At 69.0% G+C, this 21,404-nt stretch carries 20 protein-coding genes; 13 read left to right on the top strand and 7 right to left on the bottom strand.

The window, feature by feature from the left end; translation table 11 throughout:
- The first annotated feature begins 19 nt into the window (after positions 1 to 19).
- From ACIRJP_RS38650 to ACIRJP_RS38605, 10 genes are all read left to right on the top strand, one after another.
- A complete protein-coding gene (locus ACIRJP_RS38650; RefSeq protein ID WP_404185147.1) occupies positions 20 to 571 on the top strand; it encodes a formylglycine-generating enzyme family protein in 552 nt (183 codons plus the stop codon).
- Complete coding sequence (locus ACIRJP_RS38645) at positions 568 to 1,674, top strand: glycosyltransferase family 4 protein (protein ID WP_404185144.1); 1,107 nt, start codon at positions 568 to 570, stop codon at positions 1,672 to 1,674. Before ACIRJP_RS38650 ends, ACIRJP_RS38645 begins: the two co-directional genes overlap by 4 nt.
- On the top strand, positions 1,671 to 2,474 hold the full coding sequence (locus ACIRJP_RS38640; RefSeq protein WP_404185141.1) for a reverse transcriptase domain-containing protein: 804 nt from the start codon (positions 1,671 to 1,673) through the stop codon (positions 2,472 to 2,474). The genes ACIRJP_RS38645 and ACIRJP_RS38640 overlap by 4 nt, the downstream gene beginning before the upstream one ends.
- 25 nt (positions 2,475 to 2,499) lie before the next feature.
- The gene (locus tag ACIRJP_RS38635) at positions 2,500 to 3,882 is read left to right on the top strand and encodes a glycosyltransferase family 4 protein (RefSeq protein ID WP_404185138.1); all 1,383 of its coding nucleotides are present in this window, start codon (positions 2,500 to 2,502) and stop codon (positions 3,880 to 3,882) included.
- Positions 3,879 to 4,703, top strand: coding sequence for a 5'-3' exonuclease H3TH domain-containing protein (locus ACIRJP_RS38630; RefSeq protein WP_404185136.1), 825 nt, complete (start codon positions 3,879 to 3,881; stop codon positions 4,701 to 4,703). Before ACIRJP_RS38635 ends, ACIRJP_RS38630 begins: the two co-directional genes overlap by 4 nt.
- Positions 4,700 to 5,467 (top strand): HAD family hydrolase, encoded by a 768-nt coding sequence (locus tag ACIRJP_RS38625; RefSeq protein WP_404185133.1) that lies wholly within the window; start codon positions 4,700 to 4,702, stop codon positions 5,465 to 5,467. Before ACIRJP_RS38630 ends, ACIRJP_RS38625 begins: the two co-directional genes overlap by 4 nt.
- Positions 5,468 to 5,531: 64 nt before the next feature.
- Entirely contained in the window at positions 5,532 to 6,902 is a 1,371-nt protein-coding gene (locus ACIRJP_RS38620; RefSeq protein ID WP_404185130.1) for an aminotransferase class I/II-fold pyridoxal phosphate-dependent enzyme, read from the top strand.
- Between the two features lie 34 nt (positions 6,903 to 6,936).
- A complete protein-coding gene (locus ACIRJP_RS38615; RefSeq protein WP_404185127.1) occupies positions 6,937 to 7,137 on the top strand; it encodes a hypothetical protein in 201 nt (66 codons plus the stop codon).
- 346 nt (positions 7,138 to 7,483) lie between these two features.
- Entirely contained in the window at positions 7,484 to 7,867 is a 384-nt protein-coding gene (locus ACIRJP_RS38610) for a hypothetical protein (RefSeq protein WP_404185124.1), read from the top strand.
- Positions 7,864 to 8,292: a hypothetical protein gene (locus ACIRJP_RS38605; protein WP_404185121.1), complete on the top strand. Its 429-nt coding sequence runs from the start codon at positions 7,864 to 7,866 to the stop codon at positions 8,290 to 8,292. The genes ACIRJP_RS38610 and ACIRJP_RS38605 overlap by 4 nt, the downstream gene beginning before the upstream one ends.
- A 140-nt stretch (positions 8,293 to 8,432) precedes the next feature.
- On the opposite strand, the gene ACIRJP_RS38600 is transcribed toward ACIRJP_RS38605, so the two are convergent.
- From ACIRJP_RS38600 to ACIRJP_RS38590, 3 genes are all read right to left on the bottom strand, one after another.
- Complete coding sequence (locus ACIRJP_RS38600) at positions 8,433 to 8,639, bottom strand: hypothetical protein (protein ID WP_404185118.1); 207 nt, start codon at positions 8,637 to 8,639, stop codon at positions 8,433 to 8,435.
- Between the two features lie 234 nt (positions 8,640 to 8,873).
- Entirely contained in the window at positions 8,874 to 10,037 is a 1,164-nt protein-coding gene (locus tag ACIRJP_RS38595) for a DNA gyrase subunit B (protein WP_404185115.1), read from the bottom strand.
- A 294-nt stretch (positions 10,038 to 10,331) separates the two neighbouring features.
- Entirely contained in the window at positions 10,332 to 12,155 is a 1,824-nt protein-coding gene (locus tag ACIRJP_RS38590) for a TniQ family protein (protein ID WP_404185112.1), read from the bottom strand.
- 162 nt (positions 12,156 to 12,317) lie between these two features.
- On the opposite strand from ACIRJP_RS38590, the gene ACIRJP_RS38585 reads away from it, so the two are divergent.
- Positions 12,318 to 12,536, top strand: coding sequence for a hypothetical protein (locus ACIRJP_RS38585; RefSeq protein ID WP_404185109.1), 219 nt, complete (start codon positions 12,318 to 12,320; stop codon positions 12,534 to 12,536).
- On the opposite strand, the gene ACIRJP_RS38580 is transcribed toward ACIRJP_RS38585, so the two are convergent.
- Positions 12,533 to 13,459: a hypothetical protein gene (locus tag ACIRJP_RS38580; RefSeq protein WP_404185106.1), complete on the bottom strand. Its 927-nt coding sequence runs from the start codon at positions 13,457 to 13,459 to the stop codon at positions 12,533 to 12,535. The genes ACIRJP_RS38585 and ACIRJP_RS38580 overlap by 4 nt on opposite strands.
- Positions 13,460 to 14,414: 955 nt before the next feature.
- Here ACIRJP_RS38580 and ACIRJP_RS38575 point away from each other — a divergent pair.
- Complete coding sequence (locus ACIRJP_RS38575) at positions 14,415 to 14,690, top strand: hypothetical protein (protein WP_404185103.1); 276 nt, start codon at positions 14,415 to 14,417, stop codon at positions 14,688 to 14,690.
- A gap of 23 nt (positions 14,691 to 14,713) precedes the next feature.
- Here ACIRJP_RS38575 and ACIRJP_RS38570 read toward each other — a convergent pair whose 3' ends face one another.
- From ACIRJP_RS38570 to ACIRJP_RS38560, 3 genes are all read right to left on the bottom strand, one after another.
- Entirely contained in the window at positions 14,714 to 15,202 is a 489-nt protein-coding gene (locus ACIRJP_RS38570) for a hypothetical protein (RefSeq protein WP_404185100.1), read from the bottom strand.
- 32 nt (positions 15,203 to 15,234) lie between these two features.
- Positions 15,235 to 15,852: a hypothetical protein gene (locus ACIRJP_RS38565; RefSeq protein WP_404185098.1), complete on the bottom strand. Its 618-nt coding sequence runs from the start codon at positions 15,850 to 15,852 to the stop codon at positions 15,235 to 15,237.
- Positions 15,853 to 15,985: 133 nt separating this feature from the next.
- Positions 15,986 to 20,929 (bottom strand): hypothetical protein, encoded by a 4,944-nt coding sequence (locus ACIRJP_RS38560; RefSeq protein WP_404185095.1) that lies wholly within the window; start codon positions 20,927 to 20,929, stop codon positions 15,986 to 15,988.
- A 144-nt stretch (positions 20,930 to 21,073) separates the two neighbouring features.
- Between ACIRJP_RS38560 and ACIRJP_RS38555 the strand changes: the two genes are divergently transcribed.
- Positions 21,074 to 21,404 (top strand): transposase (locus ACIRJP_RS38555; RefSeq protein WP_404185092.1); only part of this gene is annotated, 331 nt, incomplete at its 3' end.

The raw sequence follows: 21,404 nt of genomic DNA, 5'->3' as shown, positions 1-21,404 counted from the left end.
AGCGGCCCAACTCGATCCCGTGGAGTGGATCCGGATATCCGGCGGCCAGGTTCCGGACGGCGAGTGGCACCCCTCCCAGAAGGTGGCTCACCTGTGGTGGGCTGCGACACCACTGTGCGTGGACGGGCTGCCGGTCACCGGGCTGACACTGGTCCATGCTGCGCAGCTGGCACACATGCTCGGCGCGAGGGTTCCTACGTCCGCCGAATGGGAGTGGATGGCTGCGGGAGGCGCCCGCCGCTTCCCCTGGGGCCGGCAGGTGCCCGGCCCCGGGCATGCCAATCTGCGGGGTTTCGGCCCGGGAAGACCCACGCAGGTTCGGGCCCACCCCGCCGGCCGCACCCCGGACGGCATCTGGGACGTAGGCGGCAACGTATGGGAGTGGACAACAGCCCCGTGGCGCCGCGACCGCGTCGCACTGCTCCGGGGCGGTTCCTACAACTCCCTGGCCCAGTACGCAGAGTGCGCCCACGCCAACGACATCCCGCCCCACGTCTCCTCACCCGGAATCGGGCTGCGGCCCGTCCGTGACACCGCCCCCACCCCGCCGACCAGTGGAGCCACCCCATGAACATCGCCCTCGTCCTGCTGACGCACAACCCGAACGAGCCCGCCGGGATCGAACGCTCCATCGCCGCTCTCGCAGCCGGCCTGCGCGAACTCGGCCACCACGCCCTGATCATCGCCGCCGGACCGGCCGCCACCGCCGACGGCGAGGACCTGCTCCGCCTGCAGAACCTCACCCTGCCCCGCCCGGCACTGGAGGACGACCTCACCGCGCTCCTCACCGATCCCGCCCCCGTACAGGACGAGGTCCGCCAGCTCCTGACCAGGCACAAGGTGGACCTGGTGTGCTGGGTGGACGCGGTGTGGGGGCTGGGCTACCTCAGCCCCGCGCCCCCCGGCATGGCGACCGCACTTATGGTGCACGTCCCACGCACCGACGCCGCTCTCTACCGGAGCCTGGGCCACCAGCCGGGCCGGGTACTGACGGTCAGTGCCTTCATGATCGAGGAACTGGCCCGCGAAGGCGTGGACACCAGCACGTGGGCGGTGGTCCCCAACGCCCTCATGCACACGCTGACCCCGCCGACGCCGGCCGCGCGCGAAACGCTGCGCAACTGCGGCCCGGTGCGGATCGTGGCCCGGGCCGAACCGCACAAGGGCATCGCCGAACTCCTGAAGGCCCATCCGGCCGGCCTGGGACGGCCGGTGCAGATCGTGCTGGCCGAGGCCGGGTTCGAGTACTGGCCAGGCATGCAGAACGAGGTGATCAACGAGTGCCGGGAGCTGGCCGCCGGCCTCCCCGCGGTCGAGATCCTCCCGGCCTTGCCCTGGCAGGAGGTTCCCGCCTTTCTCGCCGACGCGTCCGCCACCGTCATCTCCTCAACCAGCCCGGAGACATTCGGGAACGTCGCCGCAGAGGCCCTGTCCGTGGGTACCCCGGTCGTCGGCTACGGGCTCGGTCACCTGCCCGCGCTCACCGGCCCGGCCGGGCGAATGACTGCCCTGGAGGACGGGCCCGGTGTGCTGTGGCAGGGCCTCACGGGCCTGCTCGGCGACCGGGCTGCCTACCACGTAGCCTCCCAGCACGGCCCGCACCAGATCGCAGACCACACCCCGGCGGCTGTGGCCAATGCGTTCCTCGCCGCCACCATCGGATCGCCGCGGTGACCAGTCGCACGGCCGCGCACTCGCTGATGCGCCAAGCCGTCGACGAACGCGCCCTCAAACGGGCCGCCCGCCAGTGCATGGGCCGCACCGGCTCCCCGGGCGCCGACGGCATGACCTGGAAGACCTTCCGCCGTGACATGCCAGCCCGCATCGCCGCACTCACCGCGACGCTGGCCGACGGGACATGGCGGCCCGGACCGCTGCGCACCGAGGAGTTCGAAGCCTGGGGCAAGCACCACACCATCACCATTCCCACGGTCACTGACCGGATCGTCCACCGGGCGCTGCGCAATGCGATCGAGCCCGTCCTGGAGCGAGACGCCTACCCGCCGTGGATGTTCGGCTGGCACCGGCGGGCCGGGCGTCCCCTCGCGGTCGCAGCCGCCGCCCGCCACTTGGCCGCCGGCCTCATCTGGGTCGCCGACATCGACGTCGCCGCCGCCAGCCGAGGCGTCGCCCTGGAGGACGCGGTCACCTCCGTTGCCCGCTTCGTCCACGACGGCAGCGTGCTGACGCTGCTGCGGCGCATCCTGAGCGCGCTGCCGGACCCGCTCGCGCCGGGCAGCGGCCTGAGCCCGATGCTGACCAACCTCCGGATGACCCCGGTTGACCAGCAGCTGGCTGGGCAAACCACGGTGCGGATGACGGACAACTACACGCTGTTCGCTCCCACCGAGGCCGAGGCTGAGCTCGCCTATGGGCATCTGGCCGGTCTGCTCGCCGAACACGGCATGGCACCGGCCCCGGCGAAGTCGAAGATCTGGCGCCCGAACCCAGAAGACCTCTACGCAGCTGGCTGACCCTGACCCCAAGGGAGACACTTCCGTGTCCACGACCAAGGCGCTGCTGTACTGCGCCGTGAACGGTATCGCCAACAACACCAACGGCATCGGCCGGCAGACCAAGACCTTCCTGGCCACCCTCCACCGTCACCATGCCCGCCTGAGCGCCCACGCGGGTGCTTTCACGCCCTACCTAGCCGTCCCCGAACCGGGCCCGGACACCTGGGGCTACAACGAGGCCGACCTCCTCTACGCCCGCCGCGTCGTCGAACCGCTCGGCGGCGAAGTGATTGCCCTGCCCTATGACACCGGCCGCCCCTTCTGGTGCCGGGAGACCTGGCGGCGCCTGTCCGGCGAAGCCGGCCGCGCGGCCAAAACCCTCGCCGACCGGCACGAGAGGGTTCTGGCCATCGGCGTCGACACACCCTTCGCAGGTCTCGCCCACCACGCCGGCGCCCACCCGGCGGTCGACGTTCTGCTGGCCCTGTTCTCGACCGCCCGCATCACCGAGCGCCCCCACCCCGACCCCGGCCGCATCGCCTGGGAGGAAGAGGCGATCGCCGCCGCCAACCGCCATCCCCACGCCTGGGTCGCGGGCATCGGCGACTTCCTCACCCGTCACCTCCAGCAGCAGTACGGACTCGACCCGGCCAAGCTCCGGCCATGGCCTTCCGGTCTCCACCTCACCGTCGCCGACCTCACCCCGCCGGCCCCCACCGAAGCCGCGCGCATCGTGCGCGGCCTGGGCATCCCCGCCGACCGCCCTGTCATCGCCGCTATCGGCCGCACCGACCACACCAAGGGCCTCGACCTCCTCATCGAAGCCCTCGCGCCCCTGCGCGACCAAGTTCATCTCGCGATGGTCGCCGTCCCGACCGATGACGAACGCGCCGCCCTCCTGGACGACTACCGCAACCGCAGCGCCGAGCTCGGGCTGAGCACCACCATCATCGGCCGCTACGACCGCGACGTACCCCGCGCGCTCGCCGCCTGGCCGCAGACCCGCGCGCTGGCCGTACCCAGCCGCGGAGAGACCTTGGCCAACGTGGTCTTCGAGACCGGGCTGTGGGCCCAGCACGCCGGAGCCGTGGTCCTGGCCCCGGACATTGACGGCTTCCCCGAACAGATCACCGACGGCCACAACGGCCTGCTCTACGCCCCATCTGTTCCCGGCGCCCTGACCGACGGCCTGCGACGGTCCCTCGCCCTGACCCCGGAGCAGCGCGTACACCTGCGCACAGCCGCCCACCGGCGAGTCCTCGCCGAACGCGACGCCGCCCAGCACCTCGCCGCGCTGCTGACCACGTTCTGGCGGGCCCACGCCGCCCCGGTGGCTACACTCCCTGGTCATCCGGCAACGGATGCCCGTACGCCGCGGTCACAGGCACCCACCAGCACGCCCCGCCCCCTGGAGGCCACGCCATGACCGCTCTGCTGCTCGTCGACGGACACTACCTCCTGCACCGCGCCTGGTACGGGTTCGCCGCCCGCATCACCAGCCGGGACAAGTCCGTCGACCGTACGGGCGTCTTCGGGTTCACCGCACTCCTGCGCAAGGCCCAGGCCCAGCACGCCCCCGGCTTCGAAATCTTTGTGGTCTTCGATGCCGAGGACGGCTCACAGGCACGCGCCGGACAGGACAGTGCCTACAAGGCACAGCGGCCCGCGCCGGAGCCCGGGCTGATCGAGTCCCTTGCCCTGGTCAAGAACGCCCTCGACCACAGCGGCGTCCGGTGGATCGAACAGAACGGCTGCGAGGCGGACGACGTCATCGCGACCCTGGCCGCCCGCGCCCGCGCCGACGGCCGCGCGGTCGACGTCATGACTACCGACAAGGACTACATCCAGCTCCTGGCCGACCCGAGCGTGCGGCTGCTGAACACCGGCCTCGCCCAGGACCGCCGCTACACCGCAGGCGAGCACATCCTCCCCCGCTACGGTGTTCTCGCCGAGCAGTGGCCGGACTTCCGCGCTCTGATGGGCGACCCCGCCGACAACATCGCCGGCGTCCGAGGCATCGGTCCCAAGACCGCCGCCCGCCTGCTGGCCGACGGCCGCCGGCTCGAGAACATCCCCGCCAACGAGATCCGCCCGGCCTGGGCCGAGCAATGGCCGCAGGTCCTGCGCTGGCGCGAGATGATCAAACTCGACACGAAGACAGACCTTCCCGACAACCTGCTCACCGCTGCGTACACCGCCCCACTGCCGAGGCCCGCGCACGTCCTGGAAGCGCTGGACCTGTGGTGACCGGGGCCAAGATCGCAATATGGGACTTCGACGGCACCCTCGGCCACCACCGGTACGGAACCTGGGCCGAATGCCTCCTTGAAATCCTGGACGTCCAACAGCCGGGTCACCACTGGGCCTTCTCCGAAATGTTCGAGGCTCTCGCCACAGGGTTTCCCTGGCACGCCGCCCACGAGCCCCACCCGCACCTCACCGACCCCGACGCCTGGTGGGACCACGTCACCACCGTCATCACCTCGGCTCTCACCCGCCTCGGCGTACCCCATCCCCAGACCGCGGCAGCCGCGACCCGCGCCACCTACACCGACCCCGGCGCGTGGAGCCTCTATCCCCAGACCCTGCGCGTCCTCGACCTGCTCACCGCCCAGGGGTGGCAGCACGTACTCCTGTCCAACCACGTCCCCGAACTACCCACTCTTGTAGCGGCCCTCGGCCTGGACAGCCGGCTCCAGGCGCTGATCAACTCCGCTGCCTGCGGCTACGAGAAACCGCATCCGCACGCATTCCGGCTCGCCCGCACGTCCGCGGGCCCCGCTCACCAGTTCGTCATGATCGGCGACAACCGCGAAGCCGATGCCGCCGGGGCCCGCCGCGCAGGCATCGATGCCATCTGGGTGCGCCGAAACCGGCACACCGACACACCCGACCTCGACACCGCCGCCCGCCTTCTCCAGGATTTCCCACCCTCACGCGGCCAGCACCCGGCGCTCCACGAAGTCTCTCCTCTCGGCACAACCGCCCCCAAAGCGCTGCCGATCCGGTAACCTCACCGCTGTCCGCACCGCGGAAGCCCGACAACGCCACGGCCCATGGCGCACCGGAGCACCCGTGCACGACACCACCCCCGCCCAGGCCGACTGCCTCACCGCGTTCGGCGCACTGCGCGAGAACATCGCCTCGGCAGCCGGGACGACGATCGAGCTCGGGGAGGGCTGCAACCGCTTCCCGCCCTCCCCGGACCTCGCCCGCTACCTCTCCGCGCTGCTGGACCGCCTCATCCGCGACGGCACCTTCTCCGCATACGCCGGCCCCCGTCCGGCCGCTGCCCGGGAGGCGATGGCCGACCTCCTGGGCACCCACCTGAACATGAAGCTGGACGCCACGAACATCTTCTTCACCCGCGGCGGCACCGAAGCCATCAGCCTGAGCATCGCCCACCTCGCCGAGTCGGGACACGGTCTGGTCCTGCCCCTGCCGAACTACTACGCCTTCGACCAGTGCGCCGTCCGCTGGGGAGCGCCTGTGACCGGCTACTACCGGCACGACGGTGCCGTCCATCCCACCGGTGCCGCCCTGCCCCCACGTACCTGTCTCGTCGAAGTCCTCCCCAACGGGGTCACCGGCGCCCGCCACACCCTGCCCGACGGGGCCGAGCCGCACTTCACGCTCATCGACGCTCCCTTCCAGATCAGCGCGGGGCAACCGCACCCGATCGCGATACTCCGCGACCGCATGCAGGACACCGACCTGGACAGAGCCGCCCTGATCCTCACCGCCTCGAAGGACCTCTCGCTGCCCGGGCTCCGCGCGGCCGTCATCGTCACCCGAGACAAGGCACTGCTGCAGCACCTGGCCCGCGACCGGTTCGAGCGCATGGCCATGAGCGGCAACCCCATCGGCGAGATCGTCATGATCTTCTACGCGTCCCTCCTCGCCGTGCTGGAAGCCCCCGCTGAACAGACGGGCAAGCTCGTACAGATCGCCCACGACGTCGCCTACGAAGCCGGCCTGCCCTCACTCCCCGACGAAGAGACCTACCGCAGCGTCCGAGACCACCTGGCCGTCATGAGTGAACGCTTCCGCCTCAACAACCGCACCCTCGACAGCCCCAGCTCCCCACTGCGGCGCATCGCCGACCTGGAACCGGCCGCGGGCTACTCCGCATTCGCTGAACTCCGCCACCCCCAGGAGAGTTTCCTCCCATGGGTGGTGCAGTGCGGCCGGTCCGGGCTGCTACTCAACCCCACCGTCGTCCACGGCGGCACCACAGACGCCTGGGAGACGCTATACCCGGACAGGCAACTGCTACGGATCAATCTCTCGGAGGACCCGGCCACCCTGGACCGCGGCCTGCGCCTTCTCCACCGCTACGCGACCGAGAGCGCGCGAGAACCATCCCACGGGTTCGAGGAGGCAGGTCAAGCCCAGCTCCTGCCGGGGCGTCAGCCCGCCGGCCGTAGCTTGGAGAGGCTGGCGTGAGCAGCCGCGACCGGGAGTACCTGCCATCGCCCGATTGTGCGTTCGTGCAGAGCAGCCTCGCCCGAGCCGGTTCGCCGCCCGGACCGGCCGGGTGCTCGACGGCCGGGACCTCGTAGTGATCGAACAGGCCGAGGTCCTCTACCGCGACTTCGCCCGCTCCTACGAGCAGAAGATGGCGATCCTCGCCGAGGCCACCGCCCAGACCAAGCCAGACGACGTCACGGTGACGAGCTGACTCGTGATCGTCGCCAAGCTCCCGGAGGAGGCGTGACGCCGATCCCGCTCACATGTTCCCTGCCCGACGGTCGGCCGCCACGAGAGCCTCCGGTGGCGCAGGGGTCACCTGATTCCGGTCGAGGTGGTGACCGCCCGCGCGATCCGGGGCCCGACGAGGCGCTCCGCAAGTGCAGGTGCTGGCTGCGAGAGCCGCTAGGTTGGTGTGCGTGGAGACGCGGGGGCAGAGGTATCGATATGTAGGTCCGGCGGAGCTGAACGCGCTCGTCCGGGAGGGTAGTGAGGGTCGAAGTATCCGTTCGTCGGAGGACTTCGGCGAGTGGGTCTCTGCGCTGACCCTGGATGAGTTGGCCGAGCCGATCACGTTCGTCGTCGACAGCGGCGGGGTGCTGCGACTGGCCCCGCGCCGCAGCGAGCACGTGGTGTGTGCTGGCGGCGGAGAAGTGCTGAGCGCTGGCGAGATGAGCTTCCGTGAGGAGTCCGGGCGATGGGTGGTCGAGGAGGTCAGTAACCAGTCGACCGGCTACTGCCCGGACGTCAGCTCATGGCTGGCCGTGGCCGAAGCCCTGGACCAGATCGGAATCCATCACCCGTCCGGGTTCACGCACGAGCTGGTCTTCCGCCGCTGCCGCTCCTGCCGGGAGCTCAACATCGTGCGGGACGAGAACTTCGTCTGTGTCTTTTGCGGCGAGGATCTGCCGCAGGAGTGGAACGCCGGGGAGCTCGGGTGACCGGTCAAACCGCGAAGATCGCCTCGCGGTGCGAGTGCGGCAGCATGGCGACGCGACAGGTGAACCAGTTCATCCTTCACGAAGAGTTGTGGTGGGACTCGGAGTTCTCGTGCGACGCCTGCGGCACCTACATGTGCGAACACGCCGGCCCGGGACGAGCACCTGATGATGTCCGGGAGGCCCTACTCGCAGCGCACGGACCCGTCAGACTGCAGTTGGCCGGTCCGATTCCCAGTCTCGTCCCAGCTTTGAAGGTCGTTCGGGAGGTCTCCGCGGCCCCGTTGCCGCAGGCTCGCGAGCTGGTCGGGGAACTCTGCCGCGACGGCCTGGTGGGGACGTTGTCGGAAATGGAGTTCCTGAAGGCCCGGTTGCAACTGCGCGGGGTTCACGCCGACGTTGATCGGCAGATACCCCGGCGAGACTGACAAGGTTCCAAGAAGCGTGTCCCGTCGTCCGGGAATCACCAGCTCACGCTTAGTCACTGGTGCCAACTACCGTGTCCAGGAAGCAAGGCTGAAGGTTGATCGACCCAGGCCTGAGCAGCCCAGGCTGTCACACGCCAGGGTCACATCTTGTGCACCTCGACCGAGAAGCCGCGGGCGAGGACACCGTTGAGGTGTTCCGCATGGGCGCCAAGCCACTGCTCGGTCGGGACGCCGGGGGCGCTGACCCCAAGGATTACGTAGTCGTCGGCGTCAGCGGTGCTCTGGCCGCAGACGCAGCACAAGAGGCGCTCGAACATGGTGTCTGCGGGGCTCGCGACGTTGGGCATGAGCGGCAGGGTAACGAACGTAGGCCCTTCGCTCTGGGGGAATATCGCGCCGACTGTCGGGTTCGGGATCTGTCGTCCACCCACGGCCCCAGCAGAAGCGCGACCTCCCCTGGCCTCTAGGCTGCTCAGGTGTCGTGCCACTGGGCGGCTTCGAGCTCAGGGGCGACCGCCGTGTGCTGCAGGCCGTCCTGTCTGCCCCGATTCCCGGGCAGCGGAAGGGCGGCCTGTTCCTGGTCAGTCCCGGCGGGCGCCTTGGATGATCCGGCCGATGACGGCTGCGGCCTGTTCCGGGTGTCCTCCCAGCCACTTGCCGAGGTGTTCCTGGACAGCCTGTTCGACGCAGACGCGCACGGCGGCGTTACCCAGCCAGCCGCGCGTGGAGCCCTCGAACTCGGGATGGTCCAGCTTCACTGACACGACCGCTGTCAGACCTTCACCGATCCGATCGGCGTCAAGATCGGGATCCGTCGCAGTCAGCAGCCGCTGCTCCCGTGCGTATTCGGTGACTGCGGCCGCCACTCCGTCGCGGAAGCCGCGCTCGTGTGTGCCGCCGTCAGTGGGCCGGCTGTTGGCGAAGCTCCGGACCCGCTCGACACGGGAGGCACGCCAACGCAGGGCCACCTCCACCGTCCCCGCCATCCGCGGTTCCTCTCGCTCGAATCCGATGATGTTCGGATGAACAGGCTCCTCCTTCTGCTCGTCAAGGATGGCCACGAAGTCCCGCGCGCCGTCGGGGTACCGGAACCGCGCCGACCGAGCCGCGCCCGGTCGGCGCTGATCGGTCAGAGAGATCCCCAAGCCCCGGTTCAGCAAAGCCAGTTCCCGGAAACGCTCGGCCAGCCCGTCGAATGAGTACTCCGCGGTTCCGAAGATGTCAGCGTCGGGCCAGAAGGTGATGGTGGTCCCGCTACCGGTAGACGTGCCTGCCTCGGTGAGCGGGGTGACGGCCACGCCGCGCGCGTACTCCTGAACCCAACGGGCTCCCCCACGCCGTACCTCGGCCGTCATCCGGCTCGACAGGGCATTGACAACGAAGGGTCCCACCCCGCAGAAGCCGAGCGTCACATCGTGGCGGCCGCCGGGCCCCGCCCCGGTCTGCATGCGGGTCAGCAAGGCTTCGAGGCCGGAGATGCCTGTGTCCCCCACTTCGTCGATGCCGACGCCCCGCCCATCGTCGGCGACACACACGCCGCTGTCGGATGTGAGAGTGATGTCGACGCAGCTGGCGTTGCCGGCCAGGACCTCGTTCACAGCCCGGTCGGCGACCTCGAACACCAAGTGACTGAGGCCGCGTTCACCGGTCGAGCCGATGTACATCCCGGGCCGCTTCCGGATAGCTTCCCACCCCTCCAGCACCTGGATCTGGCTAGCGTCGTACTTGCTGGCTTCCTCGCTCATGATGTCCCCTCCGATACTGTCCAGCAGAGCTCCTCAGCCTAGGCGAATCCCTGGAAAACACCAGGTCAGACCATATTTGCCAAGTGTGTAGACGGGTGGGTGAGAGCCTGCCTGGAGAGGGTCGATCCCGAGGTCGCAAACTGGTGCCGGATCGCTGCCACGGGCCCGGCGAAGCCGCGTACGACACCGTTCTTGGCGGCCCCGGGGTCCCCAATTTCATCAATTTGCGCGTCAGCCCGGGATTCCGTGTCTGTCGGCATCACCGCCGCACTGATCCGGTCTCTGACCGGGCACCTACGAGGCCGGACGGGACCAGCCAGAACGCGCAGTCACATGAAGCCGGGCAGCATCCGGATCGCTGTCGATCTCGCGGGTGAGATGTCCGGCGTGTTGCAGCAGGAGGTCGCGCAGGGCCGCGTAGTGGGCCATCGGGTCTGGACGAGTGAGTTTGGCCCAAGTGCTACTGCGGCGCTGGAGCCACGTATTGCGGATCGGATCTGGTTGAGCTGCTTCGATCGGTCGCGGCGCGAAGCGAGGCTCACCCTGGGTGACCTTCGCCCAGACGAAGGCGGATGCCTCCTGCCGTTTCCGGTCGCCCATGATCGGTTGGAACGGCCCGGGAACAGGAGGGAGGTGCTCGGTGATCTCCTTCCAGAGGTCCAGGGACAGGCACCAGTTCCGGAGGACCAACCGGCGGTACTGGTAGTCGATCAGGGTGGGGGCAACATCCAGTTCCTGGGCCAGATCCTGCAGCACGGTCGTGAAGCGGGCGGTGCCTTGCTCTTCGACCCAGCGGTAGACCCCGCCGGTGGACGCGTACTGGCCTCCCTTCGGGTTGATCCCAAGGAGATTGGCGGCGTCGCCCATGGAACCACCCAACGACCATTGGACAAGGATGACCGCGCCGAGGCGACGCAGCAGCTTGGCGTGCGAACCGGGCTGGAGCGGCGCGAGGTGGCGGTCGAACCAGCTCTGCTCCAGGAACGCAGGAATGTGTTCGGGGCGGTAGCCGCCTTCGCGTTGAGGGATCCGGCCGCCGCGCGTGCCGGTGCGTCGGTAGGTGCGGGTCAGGGGCGCCGTCGCCTGCCGGAACACCTCCGAGCAGGCGGACTCGTTCCGCTCGAATACGGGGACCCACGGGGCTCTGCTTGCGCTGCCGGGCCGGCCTGCTCGGGCATGGACGACAAGTTCGTGCAGATCGGGCTCATCAAGCAGGCGGACGGCCGCCGTCAGCAGCCCGGCCGCCGCGGCGGAGTCCTGCGGAGGGCTGTCGTGAACCGGGCGGGCCCCTGCGCCGAGGGCCTGGACGTGCCTGCCCACCGCGTCTTGGGAGTCCGGCTCGATGAGCTCGCGGCTGAACGGCCAGGACGCGCAGAGGATCGAGGCGACTACCCGCAGATCGGTGAAGAACGAGGCTGCGTCCTGCGCGGATTGGTCGCCGTCGAGTAGGTCGAGCAGCCGCTGCTGTGCCCCGAGCATGTCCTCGCTCGGGCAGGGAGTGCCGGTGCTTTCGAGGTGGTCCAGCCGGGTTCCGCAGGACGGCCCCTTTCTGCCCTGACCCGCGCGCTCAGCCGGGTGCCGGCACTGTGCGGGGTGCAGGGTCGTGTCCGCGGGCTGACTGATCAGAACGGTGGCCGCTTGACCGGACGGCCGGCTTCGGGGACAGTCGTCCTGCAAGAACGTCCGGTGGACCGGGCAGAGGAAGGCAATGGGCAGATGCCATGCCTTCTTCCAAGGGCCGCCGTGCTGCTGCTGGATCGTGGTGCCGTCACCCGCGAGGCAGGGAGGGCAGTATCGCGGGACGTTGTTGAACAGCCAGTCGTCGCGCACCGGCCGGACGATGGTGCTGCTGGTCAGCCGCCAGATCGGGGGATAGCGGTCCGCCCAGGTCAGCAGCGTCAGGGCGGCTGCTTCGTCCTCGCTCAACCGGGTGGCGCGCGCGAAGGTACGGATGTCCAGGTCCAGCAGGAGTCTGCGGCCGAGCCGGGTTGACGAGGGTTGCTTGGTGCAGCCGGTCAACCGGGCCAGGCGGATCGGCGAGAGGCGGAGACGGTGGGCGAGCCGCAGCAGGTAGCCGCCGATGGACTCGCCGGCCAGCGGGTCAAGACTTCGGGCCAACGGCCGACCGGGGGTCTCAGCCATCGGCGGCCGGCCTGTCGCCCTGGTCGTCGAAGATCGTGTTGCGCGGCCTCCTTCCCGCCTTCTTCCCCGGCTGCTGTCGAGGTTCTACGCGCCGACAACCAACGACTCCGTGGCCAAGTCAGCGACCTCAAGGAAGCAGTGCAGCGTCAGCTCGGTCGGCAACTCGACCAGCTACAAGCCACCGACCTTACGAAACGAGTCGGTGAACTGGCCGCCCAGAACCCAGAGCTGAACAGCCAGCTGACCCGGCTTCAACACGAGAAGCAAGAACTCGAACGAAGACTTGCCGAGGCCAATGACGACCTTGCTGCCTCCCGGGCAAGCCTCCGGCGCATGATCCGAACCGAAAACACCTAGCGGTACGCGTCGCGATACCCGCGCAGTCGGGGTGAACGTACGGCAGGCAGCCTGACCAGGGTGTCCTTGAAGGCGCCGTGGTGGGGGGTCAGCGGGTACCAAGGGCCCGGCGGCAGAGGGTAGTCGTCACGCAGGACGCCTGCGGGGAGCACGCCGGTGGCAGGCATCGGTGAGGTCTCGCCCGGGTGGGCGAGGTACGCCCAGACCCCACTGTCCAGCGGCACCACAGCCCCCTCGTCGCCAGGCCGGCGCCAAGGCGCGCCCGTGAAGGGGTGGCGGGGCACGAAGAGGACGTCGGGACGGGGCCGGGGCGTTCGGATCCCCGGCCCGGCCAGCCCCACAGACCGGCCACCGGGCCCGCCCGGGAGGTACCGACCGACGGCGTGGCCAAGCAGCTCGGCGACGGGGCCGATGGGGAGCGTCACCGGACGGCCTTCGGTGACCGCCACGAGGTGGGCCAGCGCGACGCCGACCGCCGCCTCCCAGCGGCGGCTCCACGACCCGTCGGCTTCGACGGGTGGGACGCGGTGCTCGACGCGCTCCAGGTCGTCCCAGTCGGGAGGCGGACCGGCGGGGAGCCCGGAGGGGCGGCGTGCGACCGCGTCGGGCTCCAGCCACACCGTCTGCCACACTCCGCAGTCGTCCATGCGGGTCGCGACGGCCCGCCCGCACCCCTCGCAGGCAAGATTGGGGCCGGCCCGGCCGTCCACACCCTTGCAGTACCCCTCGCACTTCTCGGGAATCAGGGCCATGGACCGGGAGTCGCCGGGGGCAATGACGATCCTGTTCCGCGCACCGAAGGAGACGGAGTACACCGGCGCGTACACGCCCTGCCGGGCGGCCCCGTCCTCTCCGACCTCCTCCCACAACCGCCAGGGCGGTCCGGTGGGCCCGGGATCGACGGCGTACGCCCCGGGCTCCATCAGAGGTGGATGGAGTTCCTCCCACCCCCCGTGGTGGGTATGGACAGGGAGGGCGACCCGAGACAAAGGCGCCGTCAGCTCCGTGCCACACCCGGCACATGCGAACACGTCCAAACAAGCTCCCCCTCGCCCCGATTCCCCGCGGATTCTGCCTCGCCCGCGGCGGAGGGTCCACTGGATTTCGAAACAGCTCCAGGGTGCTTCTTTCGGGACACCTCACCGCCATCGTCATCTAGTCAGCAAGGTGCCCCGAAATGGCCAGAAGCCATCTCACAAGCAGACCGAGAACGTGCCTTACGTGCCTGGGGGCAGCCATGCCGTCTGACTCAGGCTGATACTTGACAGCTATAGATAAAGATGGATACCCGAGCCGAGCACCACGTCTTCACCGGCCTGCTGTAGGGTCCGCGTTTTGATGTCCCTTTCCGCGCGAGTCTGTCCCAAGCTTGTCCCAAGGGACATGTCTCGCGGATTTGCAGGTGTCCTGTCGCACTGAAGCTGTCGGATTCTCACTGCTTCTCGTTCGTGCTGTCGGATTCTCATTGCGTCGCGCGCTGAGCGACGGGTTCGCCTCGTACGTAGGGTTTGATCTCATTTTCCTGGTCCGGTTCTCGCGGTACCTGTCACGGTCGTTTTCGGCAGGTACGCAGAGCCGGGGGTGGCGATGGATCTGGGTCTGGTCGATGTCGAGTGGGCTGACGGTAAAGGCGGCGGGCTGAGGAAGTCCGTGCTGGCTGGCGGGCTATCGAAGGGACTGGCTATTCAGCCCCGAAGTCTTGGAATACCTTCGGGGAGCTGAGCTCGATGGTGTCCCATGTGGGGCAGGCCGTGCTGTCTGCCGAATCGTCCGGAGCCTCAAGTCCGCTCCGCCATCCATCATTTGCCTCTGGCCACAGTCTCTCGTTACCGATCTTGATCGGTCGCTGAGCCCTTCGCATGTTTTGAGGCGGGCGGCATGAGCAGGGCGGGGGATCGGGTCGGGGTCGGTACTCGCTTCCGCTACGACGGAGAGACCGTCGAGGTGGTGGAGAATGCCTCGACGACGGCAGGCAACGAGGTGGTCTTGAAGGACAGCCGGGGACGATTGCTGCGGCTGTCACTCAAGGAACTTCTGTTCTCCGACCGTGCCGCTGTCAGTCCGGACGGCCCAGGACCGTCAGCTGACGATGAAGAAGAGATCGCTTCGGTCGTACTGGGACAGTTCGACAGCTCAGCACGGGCGAATGGCTAGTAGCCTGCCAGCCCTCCCATGATCTAGTCGCCGGCACGCGGGCCGATGGCCCCCGACTCACGGAGACGGCGGGCAATGGACTCCCGCACGGAAACCCGCAGACGCTCCCGCTCCGCCGCCTCCTCGGCCTCCCGATCCCGTGCGATCAATGGCCCCAACTCCCGCTGCAACCGCGCGATCGCCTCATCCACCCGGCGCCCGGTCTCCTCTCCGGGCGTGCGAACCCACTCCGCGATCACGGTCAGAACTTCACCGAGCCGCACCCGGTCCTCGGCGGAGACGCCCCGCACAAGGTGCGAGACATCGACATCCGGCGCTGCCGCCCCGGGCGGATCCGCCCACTCGGCGACGGCGGCGAGCGCCTCCTCCCGTATCCGCCGGGCGTCGTCTCCCTGCGCCGAGGCCGCGACGAAAACCGCCTGAAGCGACTTCACGAAACGAGCCGCCGAGTCCACCCCTTCCGTCCCGCCCGAGGGCATATCAGGCACCCATCCTTTCAGGTGGTTCTTCACTCGCATTCCCTCCACAGACGACGGGACGGCCATCAGAGTCTGGCCTGAAAATATTCGGTGAGGGGCAGGAGCGACCTGTCACCCACCCCGAATGCACTCGACGGCGCCACGAGGAACTGACCGTCCGCCAGGGAGTACGAGCGTCCGGGAGGATCGGGATACGGGGCACCACCGTTGTGGATTTCGAGATAGCGGCGACTGAAGAACTGCATCGCTCGCCCCTCCAAAGCTCGAAACGGATGGTGAGTCAGCATCCACCAAGGCGAGTGGCGGCGACTCCTATACCATGTGCAGCCGTAATACGGAGGTGCCACCTCGATGATCGCGCGCACCGATTCGATGAGCTCTTCCACGGCCTCAGGTCGATTACGGAAGCGGCTTTCCATCAATGTCGCCGCAGGGGTGTCCCACCACCATGTTCCGGATTCTCCAAGAGCCAGTGCGTATTGACCCGATCTCCCCAGGAAATGATGAGGCGTCCGTTCGGCGGCGGCAGCCCACTGCGCTGGATCCGGCTCGTTTTCGGGATGCAGACCGACGTCGGCGAGGGCGGAAATGACGTCGGCGACCTTCAGGGCACACCATGGCAGCGGCTCGTCGTCCAGCACAGCGGCCTCGAAGTGCAGGACATCATTGCTCTTCATGGGCATGTCGACACTCTACCGAGGCGGGTGGGCCTGCCCCAGTGAAAGGGAGAAGATTCGATTCGCCCGCGCTGGGTGCCATGCTGCACGGCACAACCCTCCGATCTCTCACGTCTCAGCACGAAACACCTCATCCGTTTCATAGTCGGCTGGGGATCCCGGCCAGATTTTGGTCCGGATGCACGCTTAACTCGGCCAGACGTATCAGCAGTGACTCCGGTAATGTCTCGCCGATGATGGCCATCCCGTACATCGATTCGACTCTGTCACGTGGCAGATCCAGCTCCTCGGCGTACCGGTCGATCATGTCGTTCCGCTGACGGGCGAATTCCTCCGCCTTGCCTCGCTGTTGCGATGGGTTGTATTTTGACCAGTCGTAGCTCTTGACTTCTACGATTTGCACGATGTCGCCGTCCGGGCCTCGCACAATGATGTCGCCCGCACTCTTGCCCCCGAGTAGGTGGCCAACTTCGACCGTCTGGCCTTCCGGAAGACCTTGCTGCAGTCGCGCGGCGATTCTCAGTTCTCCCAGTGCTCCTTGCAGTTGCTCCCGGGTACCTCTTTCCACCAGATTGATCAGGCGTGGCAGCCCTTCCAGCCCATCAGGGAAGGCATGCAGGGACTCGACCAGCACCTCGAATTCCCGCGTATTGAGTCGATTGCTTCCCCGGTTTCCCTTGTCGACGTTATAGAGGAGCGGCATGACGGCGTCGCCATGTGTGACCAATGCCTCGAAGAGAAGATTTTGGGCCCGGTCGCTCAGCGCATCCCTACGCCGCAGGAGGCGGAACAGTCCTTCTATCGCGAGTGGGTCGTCCGCGATGAACTGGAACAGCTCCGGATCTCTGGTCAGGGGCTCCGGAAGCCGATAGCCGTCGTTTATCAGTTTACAGAGCTCATAGGGTCCTCCCGGGCTGTGAGCAATGGACTCCCACAATTCGGGACTGTCCCGGATGACCTCCGGAAGATCCCGGCCGCTGCCCACCATGTCGAAGAATTCCGCCAGCCCCTTGGGGTCCTGGGCGATCTTCCACAAGGTGAACGGATTTTCCTTGATCACGCCCGGAAGGTCCCGGGCGCTGTTCACGAGATTGACAAGCCCCTCCATCGCCCGAGGGCTTTCAGCAATCATTCGGAGCAGTGAGGGGTGATCACGGATCAGCGGAGGAAGCTCCCTCCCGGAGGAGATCAGTTCGCTCAGCATGTCTCTGGACGCCGATGGAGCGTCCGGAGGCAGCAGCCGCGTTGGATCGTCCGCGGCGACGTACCCCCGTCCCGGGTCCAGGTTCCACGCCTTGAGCGTTTCCGCGTGGGTGTGGAATTGCTCGACCAGCGAGTTGAGTTCCGATTCGAGTTCCGCGCGGGCGGCGGGATCGGCGTCGGCGTAGACGCGGGCGCGGTCGGCGATGATGTCGGGGAGTTTGCGGAGTTCGAGGTGGGCTTCCCAGGCCCGGGTGCCCACCGGGGGTTTGCCGTGGACGCCGATCCATTCGCCGATCTGGCTGAGGAGGTTGCGGACGCGGCCGGAGAGGCCGCTGTAGCGGAGCATGGTGCGGGCGGTGGGGGTGTGGAGCCGGATGTCGGTGGGGGTGGCGTTGGGGCCGGCGGTCATGCGGACGTTGGTGATGAGGCCGTCGCCGTCGAGGTCGTAGTGGACGCGTACGGTGCGGCCGGGCAGGTCGGGGTCGACGGTGAGGTCGACGCGGTCACCCAACGGGCCCAGGGCGCTGCGGAGTTCGGCTTCGATTCCGGCCTGGTCGCGGGGGCGTACGGGGCCGTCGGCGCTGCCCTGGCCGCCGGTGGGGTCGATGTCGGAGGGTTTCCAGGAGGTGGCGCCGTCGGGGCCGCGGCCCGGTTGTGGGGTGCCGCCGGGGGTGCCGCCGTCGGGGGTCGGGCCCGGGGTGTCCGGTTTGGGGGCGGAGGGGGCCTCGGGGGTGGGGGCTTCGGTCTTGGGCGCCCCAGGGACATCCGGGGCGCCGGACAGGTCCGGGGTCTTGGGAGTATCCGGGGGCTTGGGGGCGTCCGGGGCGCCGGTCTCGGGGGGCTTGACACTCGGAGATTCCGGTGCCTTGAGGCCGATCTTGCCCAGGAGGTTCTCCGAGCCCAGCTGGACCCGGTGCGTCAGCGCCTGGACACGCGGGTTGGCCATCACGCCGGTGGCCGCCACCGTGGTGGCCGCCGTCAGCATGGCCTGCTGCCAGCTGTACTCCTGGCCGGTGATGGCGGCTGCGCTGACCTCCAGGCCGATCTCGACCGCCACCTCGACCACCATCTCGACCGCGACACGCGCGCCCGCGCCCAGTGCGGTCTTGGCGACGGCGGCCGAGGCGCCGCCGCCGATCGCACCGCCGATGGCGCCGAAGAGGGCCGCTTTGGCGACGCCCTCCATGAGCGGGGCGCCGTTCATCACGTTGCTGACCATCGCACCGACCGCGCCCGCAGCCGCTCCCACGATGGCGCCACCGACGATGGTTCCGATCACGCCCGCGACGGCGACGCTCGCGCCCAGCGTCCCGGCGATCGCGCCGACGGCACCGATCACCAACGGCCCGAGCGCGATCGTCAGCGCGATGACGACGACGATGACGACGATGAAGGTGAGGACGGTGTGCCAGCGCGGTTTGACCTTGTCTGCTGCTTTGTCCGCCTCTTCGGTGATCTTCGGGTGGATCTCGTCCTTCCCCGTCCCCGTGGCTGCCTTCTTCAAGGCGTCCGCGATGGCCTTGACCTGCCCGTCCGCCCCCTGCTCGAACTTGCCCGCGAGGTCGGTGTACGCCTTGTCGAGGCCCTCCAGGACCTGCTTGTTGGCGTCCGCGCAGCCGCTCTGCATGGTCTTCACGGCCTGGGCGAAGGACTGCTGGACCTGCCGCAGCCCGCTCACCGTCCGGGAGGCGGTACTCGTCAGCGCCTCGCCGGTGGACGTCGCGGTCCGGACGGCGGACTCCGAGGCGGACCGGGCGGCCTCCGCCATCCCCCGCGCCGCTTGCTTCGCCGCCGCAGCAAGCGATGCGCCGGCCTGCCCCGCCTGCGAACGCAGTTGCTCGGCCACGCCCTCCAGCCGCTCGTCGAACTGCGCGCCGGTGTTCCGTAACACCTCCTCCAGTTGCTCGGCATCGGGCGTCTCGTCCTGGCCGAGGACCTTGAGAAACCCCTTGAGGCTGCGGTCCAGGCCATCGCGCGCCGTCGTCACCCCTTTGGTGACCGCGGCGATGGCACCGACCGCGTTGCGTTCGACGGCCTGCCGCTGCTGAGCCGCCCGGCCCCGTATCGCCGCGATCTGCGAGCTCTGCAGCTGGGCCAGGCTCGCCTCGGCGGCGCCCAGGGCCTGGCCGATGCCCTGCAGCGCGGCCGTCTTGGCGTCGGCGGCACCCTGGACCGACTGCTGGTGCCCGTCGGCCAGGCCCTTCCTGCTCTGCTGGAGCACCGTGTCCAGGGACTCGCGGACGTCGTCGGCGACCTGCCGGACCGTCTTCTCGGCGTCCGGCCTGCCCTTCTTCATGTCGGCGATGGGCTCGTCCGCCGCCTTCGGCAACTCCTTCCTGTACGCGTCGCCGACCGCGGTGGCGGCGTCCGCCCGCGCCTTGCACCGGTTGTCGGTGAGCGGGCCGTCCCACCAGTTGTCGTCGCGGTGGATCATCTTGGCGCGGTACTGCTCGGCGCGCTTCTTGCCCTCGCCGGCCGCCAGATCCCCCGCTTCCTTCGCGGCGTCCCTGATCCGTTGTTCCGTCCGCCCGTACAACTCGCCGAGCTTGGTGATCTGTTCGTCCTGCTTGCCGGTGACGGCCTCGCCCGCCGTACGAAAGTCGCTGTCCATCGCCGTACGCGCGCCGGAGGCCGCCGCTCCCATCCCCACGACCGCCGCCGAGTGACCGGCCTCCACCCGCGCACGGGCCGACCGCGCCTGCGCCTGGACGCGCGACCGGGCGTTCCGTACCGCCGCCTGCACCGCCGCCACACCGGACGTCTCGGCCGAGCCGATCTCCCCCAGCGCCGCCGCCTTGGCGCCGTTGATCTGCTGGGTGAGCTGCGGCACCAGGCCGGCCAACTCCGCCGACTTCGCCCGGCGTCCGGCCGTGAACGCGGCGATCTTCTCCTGGGAGATGGCGCGGTCCTGGGACAAGGCCTGCTTGTAGTCCTGTATCTCCTCCTCGTGCTGCGCCGACGACTGCCCCCACAGCGGCGGCATCAGCGGCTCTACGTCCAATTCGGTGAAGCCGGTGTCCGAACCGTCGCCGCCCTGGTCAGCGCCCTGCGCGCCCCTGCCCGGCCCGTCAGGAGGCCGCCCGCCCTCCCGCCGCTGGTGCCCCCGGTCCCGATCCTGGTCCCGGCCCTGCTCCCCCTCTTCCTCACCGGGATGCGGCCCCCGCTCGCGTCCGGGCGCCCCTTTCCCTTCCTGGGCCTTGCGGTGTTCCTTCAGCAGCGAAGCGGCCGGCCGCTGCCCAGTACGGGCGGCCCGTAACTCGCCCTGGCGCGCGTTCACGGTGGCGGCGGCAGCAGCGGCACCGCCGTCCGGCAGCCGCTCGGGCAGCGCGGACGCGTCTGCGGGCGCGCCGTCCCGCTCCGGCCGACCCGGCTTCTCGTCATCCCTCGCCTCCCTGACGGAGAGAGGGCGGGCGGAACGAGGACCGGCAGAAGGCGAGTCGGCGAAACGAGGTGCGGCAGGTCGCAGCCCGGCGACCCCGTCACCGGCGGCGTCCTCGGCCCCCGGGGCGCCTCCAGGAACGGCGCCCCGGCCCGGCGGAATGCCTCCGGGCCGCTGCTCCTGGGCGCCGGCTCCCCCCGACGCCTGCCCCGCGTACTCCGCCTGACCGACCGGTCCGGCGGGGGCGCCCTGACCGGCCGCCCCACCCGTCGGCCCCTGCCGTAATGGGGCGGCGGGCGGCTGCTGCGCGGCGAGCAGCCGCGACACCGCGGCGTTGCCCGCGCCGCGCTGTAATCGCTGGACGGAACGGAGGTCGAGCGTGCTGCGGGTACGCCTGGCCATCTGCGGCGGCCGCTGCTCCTCGCGCGGCTCGGCCCGCGGTTCCGGGACTTTCGGGGCCTTCGGGTCGTCTCTCTCGGACGAGCTTTCCTGAGAATGCACGGCAGGCCGGTCCTGTCAGCGAAGGCACGGGAGCGTCCGAACCCGAGCTTCCATTAGCCGACACAGACGGACCAGGGCCATTGAGGCAGCAGCGAAGGCAATCCCGTTGCCCTCCGTAACACCGGCGCCTTCCACTGACGCAGTATGCCGACCCCCGGGTATTGGCCCAGGCGGGTCCGGAGGCGGCGGGAAAGAGGCGAGAGTCGGCCCGTACTGGCTGACCAGCCTGACCGCCGACACCCCGCTACTGGGCTGGTCTGCCTGGCCGCGAGCGTGCGTGCTCGGCTGTGCGATGGGGTAAACGTTGCCGTCACGGCACTAATTCAACGTTGCTGCCCCACTCATGGTGATCTCACCCGGCGCCACCTGTCGAAGGCGTCGCCGGGAGCGACGATCAAGTCCGTCGCCGGTGATCTCGGGGTGAACACCGAGACACTGCGGAACTGGATCCGGGCCGCCGACGGGCGTCGCCCTG

This window comes from Streptomyces sp. NPDC102437, from assembly GCF_044765565.1.
GTDB lineage: Bacteria > Actinomycetota > Actinomycetes > Streptomycetales > Streptomycetaceae > Streptomyces.
The sequence above is the reverse complement of the archived record's forward strand: the minus strand, read 5'-3'. Positions and strand labels throughout refer to the sequence as shown.